The sequence below is a fragment of the Dolichospermum sp. UHCC 0315A genome, from assembly GCF_008121535.1.
Lineage (GTDB): Bacteria > Cyanobacteriota > Cyanobacteriia > Cyanobacteriales > Nostocaceae > Dolichospermum > Dolichospermum lemmermannii.
This window is the reverse complement of sequence record NZ_CP043056.1, coordinates 2,511,809-2,528,793: the sequence shown is the minus strand read 5'-3', so window position 1 is coordinate 2,528,793 and position 16,985 is coordinate 2,511,809. Positions and strand designations below refer to the sequence as shown.

Here is a 16,985-nt window from a genome sequence, read left to right as displayed (position 1 = left end):
GAAAAACATCATGACTCAAGCATCTGCAAAGGAAAACCAAACTAGAGGAATTAATCGGACAATTTGTATCGGTTTAGGGGGAACTGGTAGAGATGTATTAATGCGAATTAGAAGGTTAATTGTTGACCGTTATGGAGACTTAAATAACTTACCAATTGTCAGTTTTGTTCATATAGACACAGATAAAGCAGCAACACAAGTCACAGGGATTAGAACAGGGAGTACCTATCATGGTGTTGACTTAAGTTTTAAAGAAGCTGAAAAAGTCGGTGCTACCATGTCATCAAGAGATGTCACCAGGTTTGTAGAAGAATTAGAACGGAGTTCAGAATATAGTAATTATGGACCTTATGAGCATATTCGGAGATGGTTTCCTCCGCAATTATTGCAAAATATCCCAGCAGTAGAAGAAGGTGCAAAAGGGATTAGACCTGTGGGAAGATTGGCTTTTTTCCACAACTACCGAAAAATTCAAGCAGCCATTGAATCCGCAGAAAAACGCACGAAAGGACATGAATCTTTATTACTACAATCAGGTTTAATCATAGAACCGGGACTAAATATTTTTGTTGTCGGTTCTCTTTGTGGTGGTACAGGAAGCGGAATGTTTTTAGATGTTGGCTATACCCTAAAAAATCTGTATGGTGAAGACGGCGCTCAAATTTTAGGTTATTTAGTAATTAGTCCAGAATTATATGGTAATACAACTAGCATGATTGCTAATACTTATGCTGCATTACAAGAACTGAATTATTATAGTTCTCCTGGGACGAAATTTGAAGCACTTTATGATACTCAAAATGTAGTTTCTGTAGTAGAAAAGCGTCCACCATTTAACTACACTTATTTAATAAGTAATGAAGCAACAGCAGAATATTCAATACTTACTCAAGGTAAACTATGTAATGTAATTGCCCATAAGATTGCTTTGGAATTTTCTGGTGAATTAGCAGCTTCTGTGAAAAGAAATAGAGATAATTTACAAGAACATATAACCAAGTACGATGATCATCCACGTCGTAATAGCCAAAACTACTTAACATTTGGACTGTCAGCAATTTATTTTCCTCGTGACACTATTATCGAAATTGCTTTAACAAAGGTAGGTTTAGAGTTAGTCAGATTTTGGTTAAATGGTAAAGGTCAAAGTCCAGATCCTATTAACTTACTTGAGCAATTTTTAATTCAATATAGTTGGCATAATGACTTAGGAAAAAGAGATGGTTTAACTAATAAATTAGCAGAGTCTGTAGAAGAATCTAATAAGACCTTTAGTAATAGTCTTAAAACTTGGCAAAATAAATTATCCCGGTTAATTGCTGAATGTAGAAACAAGGATGACCGTAGTAATATCCGTCAGCAACTAGCAACAGAGTTTTATAAACAATTTCGCACAGTGCAACCAGGAGAAACAGAAAGTAGTCGCGGTTATTGGTTGACGAAATTAATACAAGCTACTCCTAAGATTACCAAAGAACTTAATGGGAATATTGATGATTATGTGATGCAATTACTCACACCAGTAGATCCTAATTTCTCCATTAAAAATACACGCAATTGGTTAGATTCTCTGCGACACGAATTACATAAATATCAAGGGGATTTACAGGAGAAAATTACCGATTTTGGAGGCATGAAGCGCTTAGAAGATGTAGAAAGAAAATGGGATAATGCAGAAAAAACAATTGAAGATATGGAAAATAAAATAGGTATTCCCTTTGTTGATTTCAAAAACATTCCATTTCAGGAGGAGTGCAAAAAAGTAATGCAAGAAGTTTACAAAATTATCAAGCATAATTTTGAATTAACTGTATTGCAAGAAACTTTAAAAATTGTCAATCAATTACAAAAGCAAGTTCAAGAAAAAGAAAAGCGAATTGCAGCTTTTAGTAGTTTAGTAGAGGACTTAGAAAGTGCTTATGAAAAAGAGGAAAGAGAATTAAAACAATTGAATTTCGCTGAAATGAGTGGAGAGGCAATTTTTGATACTGAGGATATAGAACTTTGCTATCAAACAATGATCCCAGAAAATGATAGTCGTCCTCAATTAATATTAGCAAGTTCAGAACTTACTGAAGAAACCGATAGAGGGGCATCTTTGGGATTTTTCCTGAATATGGAACGCACTACTTATTCTCAGCTAAAAGAGAAAATTGATCTGAAAGTTAATACTTTATTTGCTTTTCGCGGTAGAAATATTGTTACTTCTGTGATTAAACGCTTCATGCAGAAATATTCTTTATCTGCACGTTCAATTCGTTTAAAGCAAATTATCCAGGAATCTCAACCACTTTTACGTTTAGATTTGGAGGATAGGTATTTTGTACCTGATAAGGGCAAAAGTAGTAAATTAATAGGTTACAAGGATACAGAAGAATTAGAAGTGGCACAGTTTAAAAGTCTATTGACACAGGATTTATCTGTACAACAAAGTGACTTACAAGAAGTGCAAGCAGATGATGAAATTTTATTTGTGAATGAATACGGTGGGTTTCCTTTGAGATTAATTATTGGGTTGGGGAAAATGAGAAACCCATATTTAAAAGAAAAAAATTCTGGTAAATCTTTTTTGCATAATGATTATCGTATATCCTTTCCTGATATTATGCCACCTAATGCTGGAAAAATGGAAGAAGTGGAAAATATTTTTTATCCTTGTTTAGCATTAGAACTGTTAGCAGAAAATCATGATACTCAAGAATTAGAGTTTCAATATTATGACCATTTTCAGAATAGTTATGATACTGTTTCCTTGAGTGGAATTTGGATAGAATCTTTGGAATATCTAGCTAGTAACCCCAATATGACTGAAGCATTAAAGCAAATTTTAGATAATACAATTTTAGAAATTGAAAACAATCCAACATTGTGGGAAAATGAATATTTACCCAAATTGCGTCAATTTCCTGATAAGCTGACCAGAATTTCCGAAGATAATCCTAATTCTCTCTATAAGACAAGAGTGTATACAGATACAAGGAATACTAACGATAATACAAAGGAGGGCGTTATAAATCGTTTTTTGAAGAAAATGGAAGCGAAATTCAGAAACACAAATCCACTACCAAGAAACAATACAGGAACTCAAAAAGCTATTGTGGGGGAAATAGTTTCTAATTCTCCCCTAGATAATATTGATAATCGCTCAAGACGACGACAAGAATTAGAGCAGCTTAAACAAGATTTAAATGAAGGTTTTATGACTTCAGAAGAATACGAACGAGAAAAACAAAGAATTTTTCTCCAATATCCACTATAGTTTTTCATGGTTAGTTCATATCTACCCAATTCTCACAAACTTCTTGCACTACCAAAGGTCATTTTTATGCCACTATTACTACTTTACTTAGTTTTCATCATCCTATCTATAGTTACTATAGTTACTATTTTTCTTCGCAGATCTCTTTATCGCTATTTAATACTTTTAACTGATAAAGTCCAAAGATTAATTAAGACAGGATTACGAGGAGAACAACCGAAAATTATCCAAACATTGGAGGATAGATTTCAGCAAGCTAGTAAACAATTAGAACAGGTAAATACAGGAGCATTAATAGACCAGATTTATAGTCAGGAAACAATCAAGGGATTTACCTGTGAACAAATAGATTATTTATGTCGAATTCTGCCAAATTTACTGTTAGCTTTTGGGTTACTGGGAACCTTTTTAGGTATCACTATTAATTTATCTACCCTTAGTCAAACGATTAATCAAACTAATGCTAGTGATGTTAGTAATTTAGTTACTGAATTAAAGAAACCATTACAAGGAATGAGTATTGCATTTAGTACGAGTTTGATAGGAATTTGCTTGAGTTCTATATTAACAATATCCAATGGTATCTGGAATACTAGTTTTGCAAAATATCAATTAATTAGTTCTTTAGAAGATTATCTAGATAATGTATATTTTCCTGAAGTGCAGGGTGATACCCGTCTTGATAAAATAGTTAATAAAATGGTATCCCAGCAAGATGAATTTTTAACAAATTTTGGGGAAACAGTGCGAAAAGCTGTAGAACAATCTATGGGAAAAGTCGCAAAACAAATTGCTGACGGGAATAAAGAAACTACAGATTTAGCTAGACAGGTTTATGAAAAATTTACAGACGCTGCTGGAACTATATCTCGTGCTGCTAATGAGTTTCAAAATTCTATGTCAGCATTAAATGGGACATCTCAAATATTTAAACAGTCCGCTGAAACTTTTAATCAAAGTGAGTTTCCTCTCAAATTATCATTAGCTGTTGTAGATTTGAGTAATACACAACAAAAATTTTCTGAGTCAGCTACAAGTTTAGCAGCAACAACGGAATTGATTAAAATAGTTTTAACGGAGGTTCAGAATTGTACTCAAAGTTTAATTAAGTTAGCAGAAGAAATCAAAGATACAAATAAAGCTTCGGTTAAAGTGTTAGATTTACATCAAAATAACCAAAATCTTTTAACTGAAATTATTCCCCAACTTCAACAAGGAGCTAATAGTTACGAAAAAGCAGTTAATAAACTGGATGATTTAAATCAAAGAGTGAGCGATAAATTCAATAATTTTGATCAATTAATTACAGCTATGAGTCAGTTATTAGAAAATGTGAAAACATATACAACGGAATTAATTAGCAAAGTTGCAACGGAAACTGAAAATTCTAGTCAGAGTTTAATTAGTTTAGCTGAAGAGATAAAAGCTATGAACCAAACTTCAATTCAGGTATTAGACTTACATCAAAATAACCAAAATCTTCTCACTGAAATTATTCCCGGACTTCAGCAAGGAGCTAATAGTTATGAAAAAGCAGTTAATAAACTGGATGATTTAGATCAAAGAGTGCGCGATAAAGTCAATAGTTTTGATAAATTAATCACAACTATTGAGCAGTTGTTAGAAAATGTGAAAACCTATACAAGGGATGTGAATACTACTATTAATATAGCATCTAACCAAATAGATGGTAATAATCAAAAACTGCAAACATTTGTGAATGATACTAATGATTATGTTCGTAAATTTAGTCTTGAATTTACTAAAATTCAATCAGAATTGATAAAATTATTAGAGAATAATAATTCTCAACTAATTTCTGAATATCAAAATGTGAGTAATACCATTATTCAAGGAATTGACAGACAAACCAATATAAACAAAAAGGGTTTTGAGGCTAATATTAAAGGTTTGGAGCTATTAATCAAGAATCTTGAGAAATATCAACAAAAACTTGATGACACAAATACCGATACATAAGGTGCGTTACGCTGGCGCTAACACACCCTACTGTTTAAATTGACTAACAAATTTACAAAAATAAAACATTGCAATTATGGCTCGTCGTTCACGCTACACAGAATATAATGAAGATCTAAACGTTTGGCCAGCATTTACTGATTTAATGTCTAATGCGTTTATGATATTGGTTTTATTTTTGTTTTTAACTATTATCATATCACAAATCAATAAATCACAGATTAGTAAAAATATCAATCAAAGTGTTCAAAATTCAGAACAGTTAGCTTTAAAAATCAAACAATTACAGCAGCAAGTAAAATATTTACAAATACAACTACAACTACAGTCTGAAAAACAATCAACAGATACACCACCAATCATAATCATAAAAGATCAAGGAGATTATAGATTTGCTTCCGGTAGTGCGGAAATTCCTGCGAAAATGTCAACTTATATATTGAAACAAATAGTACCGGAAATAGAAGCTAGAACTAAACAATATGGGATTAATGTAGTAGAAATAATCGGACATACAGACGGACAAGCTAATAGTAAAGTAACAAGTAATTTAGATGTAAATTTAGAAAATGTAGCTAGTGGTAACTTACAAGTAGGAAAACTACAAGCTGGTTCTAATGCTGATTTAGGATTAATGCGGGCTTTGTCAGTTGTGAAGGTGCTGGGTGATATCCAGAAAAAACAAGGTAAACTATCTGGACTATCATTTCGTGCTTATTCTGCGGCACAATTAATATTACCAAATGGAAAATTTGCAGGGATAGCGCGGAAAGAGGATGTCACTCGACGACGAATTGAAATCCGATTTACACGGTTGGGAGAAGTGCGAGAAGTTAGATAAAAAATCATACTTCATCTATCAAAATTTTGCCTTCCCCCTTCCATCAAAAATCTATCACCTTCCCAGATTCGAGACTATTCCTAATTTGATCTAATTCTTCCGTCTGAACTCCTGAACTCCTAACTGAGAACCTTATGTCAAATGTAGCAAAAAGCAAATCCCACCGCCGACTAAAACGCCAACTACTTATCGTCATGCTGGTGATTTTTGCTTGGAGTGTGGCCATGGGCTGGATATTAGGATTCGCTACCAGCGCTCGCGGTGCAAATCCTGTAGACTCAATTGGGACTGTTGATGTCGTACCAACACAATACCAACCAGGACAAGAACTGTATCTAGAAAACTGCTCATCTTGTCATATCGCATTACCACCGGCTGTATTTCCTAGTTAAACTTGGAAAAACCTTTTACAAGACTCCCAGCACTATAGCGTACAAATTAAGCCTTTAGGCAAACTTGAACATCTTTTAGTATCAAAATATCTTTACACCTTTTCCCGTGTGCAACTACAGGAAGAAACAACACCCTAGCGTCTCAAGGACTCTCGTTATTTTAAGGCTTTGCATCCTGGTGTCAAATTACCCACTCCTATAAATATGGGTAGTTGTGTGAGTTGTCATTTTAATGCTGATAAGTACGACTTCCGCAGCCTTAGTCCAGAATGGAAGTAGGGGTAGGAGTTTAGGAAGAAGAATTTTCTCAATGACGAATGACCACTGACCAATTACCAATTACCAATGACATTCAAAGTCTATAATTATATAGCTAAAGCTTAAATCTCCATTTCCCTTGATTTAATTCTATAAACTGCCATGCTAAAACTTTTGTTGGGCGATCCCAACGCTCGTAAACTTAAAAAATACCAACCTTACATTACAGAAATTAACCTCTTAGAGGAAGATATTAAGCCGCTGTCTGATGAACAGTTAAAAGCGAAAACCGTCGAGTTTAAACAACGGTTGGCCAATGGCGACACCCTAGATGATATTTTACCGGAAGCCTTTGCTGTGGTTAGGGAATCAGGACGGCGTGTTTTAGGATTGCGACACTTTGATGTGCAACTTCAGGGTGGGATAATTCTGCATACTGGGCAAATTGCTGAAATGAAAACTGGTGAGGGGAAAACTTTAGTAGCTACCCTACCAAGTTATTTAAATGCCCTGACTGGTAAAGGTGTCCACGTGATTACCGTCAATGATTACCTGGCGCGTCGGGACGCGGAATGGATGGGTCAGGTACACCGGTTCTTAGGGTTAAGTGTGGGGCTAATTCAGTCCACTATGACCCCCAGCGAGCGCCAAAAAAACTATGAGTGTGATATTACCTATGTCACCAACAGCGAAATAGGCTTTGATTATCTCCGGGATAATATGGCTACTTCAATGGCTGAGGTGGTACAACGTCCGTTTAATTTCTGTGTAATTGACGAGGTAGACTCGATTTTAGTGGATGAAGCCCGGACTCCATTAATTATTTCTGGTCAGGTGGAAAGACCAACGGAAAAATACTTACAAGCGGCAGAAATTGCTTTTAGTCTCCAAAAGGATGAACATTACGAAGTTAATGAAAAGGATCGTAACGTTCTCTTGACAGATGAGGGTTTTGCCGAATCGGAAAATCAGTTGGGTGTGACCGATTTGTTTGACCCAGAAGACCCTTGGGCGCATTTTATGTTTAATGCGATTAAGGCTAAGGAATTATTTCTCAAAGATGTGAATTATATTGTCCGCAATGACGAAATTGTGATTGTAGATGAATTTACAGGTCGGGTACTGCCAGGACGGCGTTGGAGTGATGGTTTACACCAAGCTATTGAAGCCAAGGAACACGTAGAAATTCAGCCAGAAACCCAAACTTTGGCGACAATTACCTATCAAAATCTGTTTTTGCTCTATCCCAAGTTGGGGGGAATGACGGGAACGGCAAAAACTGAGGAAGTGGAATTTGAAAAGATATACAAACGGGAAGTGACGATTATTCCCACCAATCGGATTAGAAGACGGGAAGACTTGTCTGATATGGTGTTTAAGACTGAACCAGGGAAGTGGGGAGCGATCGCTAAAGAATGTGCCGAAATGCACGAAAATGGTAGACCTGTGTTAGTGGGGACAACCAGCGTCGAAAAGTCCGAACTTCTCAGCCGACTCCTCAAGGAAATGGAAATTCCCCACGAGTTACTTAACGCTAGACCAGAAAACGTGGAACGAGAAGCGGAAATTATTGCCCAAGCTGGACGCAGTGGGGCTGTAACTATCGCTACCAACATGGCAGGACGGGGTACAGACATTATCCTGGGTGGTAACTCTGAGTATATGGCGCGGTTGAAACTGCGGGAATACTTTATGCCTCGCATTGTTAGCCCTGAAGATGATGAATTTGGCGTACAAAGGGCTTCGGGTCTACCTATGGGTGGTAGCGGTGGTGGACAAGGCTTTGTTCCTGGTAAAAAGGTGAAAACTTGGCGGGCTTCTCCAGAAATTTTCCCCACCCAATTAAGAAAAGAAACAGAACAGCTTTTAAAAGCGGCTGTAGAGGTGGCTGTGAAGGCTTATGGTGAGCGCAGTTTACCGGAATTGGAAGCAGAAGAGAAGGTAGCTGTGGCGGCGGAAAAAGCCCCGACAGATGACCTGGTAATTCAGAAATTGCGGGAAGCTTACCAGCAGGTTAAGCACGAGTATGAAGAATTTACTGTCCGCGAACATGATGACGTTGTCAACAGAGGTGGTCTGCACGTTATTGGAACGGAACGTCATGAGTCACGACGAATTGATAACCAGTTACGCGGACGGGCGGGCAGACAAGGCGACCCTGGAACGACAAGATTTTTCCTCAGTTTAGAGGATAACCTATTACGCATCTTTGGGGGCGATCGCGTTTCTGGCTTAATGAATGCTTTCCAAGTGGAAGAAGATATGCCGATTGAATCGGGTATGTTAACCCGCAGCTTAGAGGGCGCACAGAAAAAGGTGGAAACCTATTACTACGACATCCGTAAACAGGTGTTTGAGTATGACGAGGTCATGAATAACCAACGTCGGGCTATCTATGCGGAACGTCGCCGGGTGTTGGAAGGTCAGGATTTGAAGGAACAGGTGATAAAATACGCAGAAAAAACGATGGACGACATCGTTGATTATTACATCAACCCTGATTTACCTTCGGAAGAATGGGAGTTAGAAAAGTTGGTGGATAAGGTGAAGGAGTTTGTTTACCTGTTGGCTGATATGCAGTCTGGACAGTTGGAGGATATGGGAATGATGGAAATTAAAGCTTTTCTCCATGAACAAGCGCGAATTGCCTATGATATGAAGGAAGCGCAAATTGACCAAATTCAACCGGGTTTAATGCGTCAAGCGGAACGGTTCTTTATTCTCCAACGCATAGATACTTTGTGGCGGGAGCATTTGCAACAAATGGATGCTTTGCGTGAGTCGGTTGGCTTGCGTGGTTATGGGCAAAAGGACCCGCTCATTGAGTATAAGAGTGAGGGTTATGAGTTGTTCTTGGACATGATGGTGAATATCCGCCGTGATGTGGTTTATTCTCTGTTTATGTTCCAGCCTCAAGCGCAACAAACTGCTGAGATGGTTTAAGGGTTTTTTCCTCGCAACAGACGCAGAGGCACGGGGGGTGTTTTCTGCGTCTTTGTTTTATTTTTGTTTCGCGCAAAGTCGCTAAGGAGCAAAGGCGCAAAGGAAGAGGAGGAAGAAGAGTTATTCGGCGAACATTTCAGCTAGGATATCCAGAACTGTTTTTTGTTCTTCTGTAGTAATTTGACCCAGAAGTTTGACTAATCGAGTTTTATCTACTGTGCGAATTTGGTCTAATACAATTTGTCCATTTTGTCCTTGAAATTGACAGGTTACTCTTGTGGGGTATGGTTGCCCTTTTGTTGTCATTGGTGCAACTATGACGGTGGCAATATGGTGGTTTATCTCGTTTGGTGAAATTATTAAGCAGGGGCGTGTTTTTTTAATTTCACTCCCAATGGTAGGGTCAAGATTAACTAGGAAAACATCAAATCTGTTAACTACCATTGCCATTCATCTTTATCCCATTCTGTTGTGTTGATATCATCTAATAGGACATCATCTTGTTTTTCTGCCATTTCTATAAATGCTTTTTCCCAACCTTTTCTTATTTGTGTAACTGGGCGAATAATCAGATGATTACCGTGAACTTCTATTTCTACTTCTGAGTTAATTCCGCTTTGTTCTAATAAGGTTTTGGGAATGCGTAAACCTTGGGAATTGCCGATTTTGACTATTCTGGTTTTAATTGCTGTACCCATTTTTTGTGTTTGGGGATAGGGTGGTATTTACATTGTAGTTACAAATAGGTAAATGGTCAAGTAGAGGAAGATATATTTATTTAGTCCTATTACGAGGAGATATGTAAACAGGTATTTGAGTATAATGAAGTAATGAATAACTAACGTCATTCTATAATGAGTAAATTTGTGAGTTCGATTAATTTACAATTATCACCTGATTCTTTAAGTCAGGGTGAGTCGGCTATTCGTCAGGATTTAGCTTTACAGTTATATGCACAGAATATTTTTACTTTTGGTCAAGCGCGACGTTTGGCTAATTTATCTGTTTGGGAATTTCAGCAGCTTTTAGGAGAAAGGAAAATTGAACGACATTATAATGAAGTTGATTTATTGGAAGATGTTAAGACTATTCAAGAAGGTTTTTAATAATTGTGACTGTTATTTGTAATGCTACACCTCTAATTAACTTTGCTGCTATCAATCGTCTAGATATTTTGAAGGAGGTGTTTGGACAAGTTATAATTCCTCAAGCTGTTTATGATGAAACAACAGTTTCAGGATTTTTGTGGTCACAATTTATTTTACAAGCTGTTGCTTCTGAATGGCTACAAGTTCGCACTGTCTCAAATATAGACCCTATTATTTCCCCAGAACTAGATGATGGAGAACGAGAAGCTATTGCTTTAGCTCTTGAAACAGGTATACATAAAATTCTGTTAGATGAACGAGATGCTCGTAAAGTAGCTCAAAGTATAGGATTACGATTAATTGGTACTCTTGGTATTCTTTTATTAGCTAAGGAGAAACATATTATTGCTGAAATCAAACCGTTACTTGATGCGATGATTGATGTGGCTCAATATTGGGTAAATCAGAATCTGTATGAACAAGTTTTAAGGCAAGCAAGAGAGCTATGACAATGCAATTAAAATAATCATTACTAATCTTTTAGTATTGTTAGGAGTTGCTTCAAGTGCAAGACATTAATTTCATGCGAGGAAAAAATTATAAACTTATGCTATCCTTTTTGATATTTTTTATAAGTGCTTCAGCATAAGTAGAATTTTTTGTACTGACACCATGAATAAAGAAGATGAGCATAGTAAAAGCAGCTTATGAAATATTATTAAAACATAATACTGTAAATTTCTTGACATAAGATAATTTAGATTATAGAAAATTGTTATAATATGATTGCGGTCAAGAGGTCTGACTTTTTCAGATCGTGGTAGCAAGGTCTACCCTTGACTGACTTTGATTTTACAATAACATAGTATTTAATGGTGGTAGGAAAAAAATATTATGACTACATCTATTGCTGACCAAGTTATTGAACAATTAAAAATAATGCCTCAAGACTTGCAATATCAAGTCCTAGAATTTGCCCGCAATTTGACAAGTTCAAAAATCAAAGGTGTTCCCGGTAAACAATTACTGCATTTTGCAGGTTCAATACCTAAAGAAGACTTACAGCTAATGAGTGAAGCAATAAAACAAGATTGTGAAAAGGTTGATGTTAATGAATGGTAGATACTTGCTCGATACTAATATCATTATTGCTTTCTTTGGTAGTGAATTAGTAGTAAAAAATAACCTTGTACAAGCAAATGAAGTTTTCATTCCCAGTATTGCAGTCGGGGAATTGTGTTATGGTGCGAGAAAATCAGGACGTTCAAAAGAGAATCTAGAACGGATTGAAGAATTTATCGCTAATAATACTGTACTTGAATGTAATACAGAAACATCTCGAATATACGGTGAAATAAAAAACCAGCTACGTTTAAAAGGTCGTCCGTTACCTGAAAATGATATTTGGATTACTGCAATAAGTCTTCAATATAATCTAATTTTAGTTACACGCGATACTCATTTTCAGGAGGTTGAAAATTTACAAACAGTTTCTTGGATATAGCATAAAAATAGATGAACCACGAAGGAGAGTTGTAATGATTTTCAATTATTCTCTTACCTTAAAGTCCGAAATATCACCCTTCCCGGATACTCTTGCTGATTAATTTTGGTATAGACTCGCAAACAAGTTAATACTTCACCTGGATTACCACCACAGTCTAATTGCAAGTCATCTTTAGAAAATTCACAAACATCACCATACAGTCCTGATAACTGTTTAAGTCGGACTTCATTACCTGCTTTAACTGCTTTGTCTGCGGCTTTTCTGAGGAGACGACGAGATTCTTTTTGTAATTTTCCCCACCAAGAATAACGTTCAGCCGGGGGGATAAATACTAAGGAATGAATGGCTTCATCCATGTCAATCCAGGCACATAAATTTAAAATAGTATCAGTATTTTCCTCGGATTTTTGCAGGCGTTGAAAGCGATCGCTTAATGTGTCAATATATTGATGACGTTGTTCTAATTTAGAATGTAAAGAAACTACATCAAAGCTAAAAACACTTTTTAAAGCATGATGTAAGTCTGGATCTATTTCAATAAACTTAATATATAAAAGTAAAAATCCGGCGATTAAATATAAATTTTCAGAAAGATGCGTTTGGGCAATTCCTGAATTTACCAAAGCTGTTTGAGATAAACATAATCCTTTGGACTTAACTGTACCACTTAACCCTGGATAAATAATTTCATCACGGACAAATGGTAATTCCTCCAGATTTATATGATCTACAACTGCACCTACTTCTTGCGCTAATTCTAAAGCCTTATGTCGCCAAAATGTAGCTACATCTTCAGGAACTCGCAACAGTTTTCTATGAATTTCGTTCCATATTTCCGCATCAATTTGGCTTTGAATACAAGAATTACCAAGATAAGATTTTAATTCTGAATCATCATTAAAAGCATCTTTTAATTTTATTAACTGAGGTTGTTTTAGATCCCCAACTTCTTCAATAAGTCGGGGATCTAATAATTGATGAAGTTCTTGGAGAATTTCTTCTGATAGCTGAAATCCGGTATCAAGCGGATATTCTTGATTTGCTTTGGTTAAAGTTGCGGCTAATCCATATAAATTAAACCGTAATATTTTGGCTAATTCTGAGTTTTTTGTATTTAGTAGTTTATGTAAATTCTGCATAATTTTGTCAGGATGAAAATAAAAAGTAGGTTGGGTTAAGCGACAGCGCAACCCAACAAAAGTCCATAAAATTATTGATAATGTTGGGTTTCCTTACGTCAACCCAACCTACGGAATTAAAGCTAATGAATACCACAAAAAGGATCACGTTCTTTATCAACTTCGTTAGGTTGTAATTCCAATTCTGCGCGATAAACACATCCTTCTTGTTCTAGACATTCTTGATTATTAGATGTCCAATAAGGAACTGCCCCAGCGTGCATTCTTAATATGCCTGTATTATCAAGAGTCACATGATATTGACAAGGATAATCTGTGATAATATCCGGTCTGCTGAGTGTGCCAATTCGTAGCCATTTCTTAGTATTTGTATCACTATCAGTTTGATAAATATAGAAGGTGTGTTGACCACTTTGGGGAAATGATGGCAAAGGTTTACTGATTAATCCTGTTCCTGGTTGTTTGACACCATCTTGTAAATAATGAAATGTTTCCATTGATTTACTTTCATTATTATCAACTGCAAATACTAAATGATAAGCATGAGGTTGATCAACTGTGGCAGATTCTAAGACATTAACAGCAATATCACCATCATTTAAGTTGTGTTGATGGTTTTCTATGGCGATATTCCATTTTAAATTACCATCAGTAAATAAGGTATTTTCACTAGATTTAGATATGACCGAATTAATATCAATGCCAACCACATCTATTAAATAATGGGGATTACCTCGGCATAGTAAAACGCTAAATTGTAAAGCTTGGTCAATCTCAAATTGGATTTTAATTTTTTTGAGAAATTCCTGTTCTTCCATACCCAATTTATCCATCAATATTTTACCGTCGAAACTACCCCACAGGCGAAAAGTTCCGTTTTCATAATCTTGACGATGGATAATATTCGTTAATTGGATGCCCTGCCAAGGTGTCCGTACTTTAGCAACAGTATCCCAAGGTGCAAGTTGATATAGTTCTTGTCCAGCATTAAAAATGGCTAATGGTTCGTTACTTTGGGTTTTGCGTTTGAAGTTACAAGGAAGATAATAAAACAGGTTTTTGACATCAATTTCTAGTTGATTTGCACCTTTACGTAACAGATTTTTAGATTCTTCTGGATCAAATCGAAAGCGACGCAATTTTTCGGCATAACAAGCACCTGCGGAAGTGGCAATTTTGGTAAATTCTAAAACAAAAGTAATTCGTTCGGGATTCCAAACAAAATAAGGCGATTTACTAAATTCTTCGTAAATTTGTTGTTGAACAAGATTAAAGTTACAAGTTTTTCCAGACAGAATTAACCAATCTACTTTTTGATTTGTTTCTGAATTAAGACGGCTTTCCATTAAGCCTTTTGCAATACCAATGGCTTCTTTAATTGAAGAAGTTGCTGCCCGTTCAAATTGCTGATGATCTAAAGTTAGAGAAATAGATTCAGAACTTCTAACTTGAAATTTAATCGCACTTTGGGCAAGAAGTTCACCAATTTGTTGTTCATTTAAAGTGAAGGTTAATAAAGAACCATCTGCGGGTGGTTTTTGCCCTAATTTGAGTTTAGCAGCTTCAGCATGATCCCACAATGTGTAAAAGGTTTGTAGGCGTTGGGTGGCTTGTTGCCAACGAGTTGGTAAGACTTTTTCCGCTGTATCTAGGGCATCTTTAAAAGCAACGTCACCTTCGGGATTTTCTTTATCTATACATTTTAATAAACTACCAGTTTTAAATTTTCCATCTTCTAAAAAACGGTCATTTAATTCAGAGTTAATTAAGTCTTCTAATTTATCGCTTTCAATGTCACCTGTGGTAACTGCGGTCAGCAGAAAATCAGAAATTGCAACTTTTAACAAACGGAAAATTCGTAAAGTAATTAATTCACCACCTAATTGTAAATGTCCCGAAGAACCTAATAATTTGGGAGTAAGTTTATAGTAACGTCCTCCTAAACCTCTATCTTCATGATCTGCAAAGAAGGGAGTTTTATCTTCTAGAGTAAGTTCAATTAAAGCTAAGTCTGTTGTACCCCCACCAATATCTAAAACCAGGACATTTTGTGACCATTTATTCCCATTTTGACGACAACGAGTTTTAAAAGATTCAATCCCAATATTCAGATTTCCGCCAAATTCTCGCCACAGGAAAAAGATAGCTACAGAAACAGCTTCGTCATAGGCTGTTTGCACATCATCAATGCCTAATTCCTGGACTAATTGCTTAATTTCTTTGCGAACTACGGGAGGGGCAACGGTGGGATAGGTAACAACTGCTGTTAAAAAATCGCCTTCTGAAAATCTCCGTCTAGCCCGTTGCCGATAATCTTCTGTTAGTTCAATTAATTGCGCCCAAGCTGCTTGAATTAGGCGATTAACTTGAATGTTTTCTTCATCTTCTTCTAAGATAATTGGGAAAGATCGATCTTGTCCAAAATAGCGTTTGGGTGAATGATGAAATCTGCTAATAATTTCTTTAACTGAAACAGTTGTTCCTTGGGCTATGGCTTTTTTTCTATTATCTCTTGCGTCTCTACCCATGCGTAGTTTTAAGGGAATTAATTGCGATACTTCCATTTCACTGGGAATTTCTGTACTGCGTCTATCAATATCTAAAATTACGGGAATTAAATTTTGTGATTCTAATGTGGGAACGCGGAAAACTTCGTGATATATAGCATAAAGTTTCTTGCTAACAGCCCGCCGAAATCTATCACTTGTTCCTAAACATAATTCAATTTGGCGAATTGCTTCTAAAAATAATTCTTTGTTATCACTTTCAAAAATTTCACTTAATTGATCTGATTCTATTGCTAAGTTTTTGCTAATGTCAACTATAAATTTTTCCCACTCACCACTACTAACATCTGGTAAGGCTAAATCTGGGGAGGAATTGAACCATTCCGCCATCCGTTCTCTTAATCTCAGTTCTTGTTCTCTGGGTAAAACTTCGGCAATGGGGACTTCTATGGGGTCAAAAAGTGTCACTGTGGAGTTGGAAGTACCAAAATCTAACGCTAACCAACCAGGAAATCTTTTTCTTTGTTTTTCGTTGAGTTTTTCACTGAGTTGTTGACTTAAATTATTCAAATAGTGATCAAATTGTGAAGTATTCATGGGTAGATGATTTTTTGTAGATGAACTTGATGATTTTTGTAAATTGGGTATAAACCAAAGATCACATTCAGCACATACATGATTAGATATGGACAAATTTGGTTTTCCCCCAGCGTCAGAATCAAAATATTCGACAATCACCTTTAAGGTACAATCAACTATTGTGATTAAAGGTGCATCTAACTGACAGGGATCTTGTCCTAATTGAGAAATATTATAAATTTGTTTGGGTGTGGCTGTGTGAAATTGTCTATAACTTTTTTGAATTTGTGCTGCTAATTCATTTGGTGTACCTCTAACTATGCAGGTAATTCGAGAAATGTACGGTATGTTGCTTTTAATAGGGACAATTTGGATGGTGGGTAGATGCAACTGTGTGTTTTCTTTCACACCTAATTTAAAGCTAGGTAGAAGCTGAATTTCCACAGGCATTTTTGATGTTCCTTTTTTGTTTGTTAATATTTCATTGATAGT

The 16,985-nt window shown here is 36.0% G+C and carries 12 protein-coding genes and 1 pseudogene; 9 read left to right on the top strand and 4 right to left on the bottom strand.

Annotated elements, in window-relative coordinates; all coding sequences use genetic code 11:
- The first annotated feature begins 10 nt into the window (after positions 1 to 10).
- From BMF77_RS12240 to secA, 5 genes and pseudogenes are all read left to right on the top strand, one after another.
- Positions 11 to 3,259: a tubulin-like doman-containing protein gene (locus tag BMF77_RS12240; protein ID WP_148763115.1), complete on the top strand. Its 3,249-nt coding sequence runs from the start codon at positions 11 to 13 to the stop codon at positions 3,257 to 3,259.
- A gap of 66 nt (positions 3,260 to 3,325) precedes the next feature.
- On the top strand, positions 3,326 to 5,239 hold the full coding sequence (locus tag BMF77_RS12235) for a hypothetical protein (RefSeq protein ID WP_148763113.1): 1,914 nt from the start codon (positions 3,326 to 3,328) through the stop codon (positions 5,237 to 5,239).
- 76 nt (positions 5,240 to 5,315) lie between these two features.
- A complete protein-coding gene (locus BMF77_RS12230) occupies positions 5,316 to 6,080 on the top strand; it encodes a flagellar motor protein (protein ID WP_148763111.1) in 765 nt (254 codons plus the stop codon).
- A gap of 134 nt (positions 6,081 to 6,214) precedes the next feature.
- Positions 6,215 to 6,751, top strand: a pseudogene (locus BMF77_RS12225) (cytochrome C).
- 141 nt (positions 6,752 to 6,892) lie between these two features.
- Positions 6,893 to 9,673 (top strand): preprotein translocase subunit SecA, encoded by a 2,781-nt coding sequence (gene secA, locus BMF77_RS12220; protein WP_148763109.1) that lies wholly within the window; start codon positions 6,893 to 6,895, stop codon positions 9,671 to 9,673.
- A gap of 120 nt (positions 9,674 to 9,793) precedes the next feature.
- Here the strand turns inward: secA and BMF77_RS12215 are convergent, their stop codons facing one another.
- Both BMF77_RS12215 and BMF77_RS12210 read right to left on the bottom strand, forming a co-directional pair.
- Complete coding sequence (locus BMF77_RS12215; protein WP_233467055.1) at positions 9,794 to 10,117, bottom strand: type II toxin-antitoxin system PemK/MazF family toxin; 324 nt, start codon at positions 10,115 to 10,117, stop codon at positions 9,794 to 9,796.
- A complete protein-coding gene (locus BMF77_RS12210) occupies positions 10,111 to 10,371 on the bottom strand; it encodes an AbrB/MazE/SpoVT family DNA-binding domain-containing protein (RefSeq protein ID WP_148763104.1) in 261 nt (86 codons plus the stop codon). The genes BMF77_RS12215 and BMF77_RS12210 overlap by 7 nt, the downstream gene beginning before the upstream one ends.
- Positions 10,372 to 10,539: 168 nt before the next feature.
- On the opposite strand from BMF77_RS12210, the gene BMF77_RS12205 reads away from it, so the two are divergent.
- The 4 genes from BMF77_RS12205 to BMF77_RS12190 all read left to right on the top strand — a co-directional run bounded on the left by BMF77_RS12205 (position 10,540) and on the right by BMF77_RS12190 (position 12,265).
- On the top strand, positions 10,540 to 10,779 hold the full coding sequence (locus tag BMF77_RS12205) for a UPF0175 family protein (protein WP_148763102.1): 240 nt from the start codon (positions 10,540 to 10,542) through the stop codon (positions 10,777 to 10,779).
- Between the two features lie 5 nt (positions 10,780 to 10,784).
- Entirely contained in the window at positions 10,785 to 11,270 is a 486-nt protein-coding gene (locus tag BMF77_RS12200; protein WP_148763100.1) for a DUF3368 domain-containing protein, read from the top strand.
- Positions 11,271 to 11,655: 385 nt separating this feature from the next.
- Positions 11,656 to 11,883: a hypothetical protein gene (locus BMF77_RS12195; RefSeq protein WP_148763098.1), complete on the top strand. Its 228-nt coding sequence runs from the start codon at positions 11,656 to 11,658 to the stop codon at positions 11,881 to 11,883.
- Entirely contained in the window at positions 11,867 to 12,265 is a 399-nt protein-coding gene (locus BMF77_RS12190; protein WP_246863134.1) for a type II toxin-antitoxin system VapC family toxin, read from the top strand. The genes BMF77_RS12195 and BMF77_RS12190 overlap by 17 nt, the downstream gene beginning before the upstream one ends.
- A 53-nt stretch (positions 12,266 to 12,318) precedes the next feature.
- On the opposite strand, the gene BMF77_RS12185 is transcribed toward BMF77_RS12190, so the two are convergent.
- On the bottom strand, positions 12,319 to 13,407 hold the full coding sequence (locus tag BMF77_RS12185; RefSeq protein ID WP_148763094.1) for a hypothetical protein: 1,089 nt from the start codon (positions 13,405 to 13,407) through the stop codon (positions 12,319 to 12,321).
- 122 nt (positions 13,408 to 13,529) lie between these two features.
- Positions 13,530 to 16,943, bottom strand: coding sequence for a virulence factor SrfB (locus tag BMF77_RS12180; RefSeq protein WP_148763092.1), 3,414 nt, complete (start codon positions 16,941 to 16,943; stop codon positions 13,530 to 13,532).
- Positions 16,944 to 16,985: the final 42 nt, after the last annotated feature.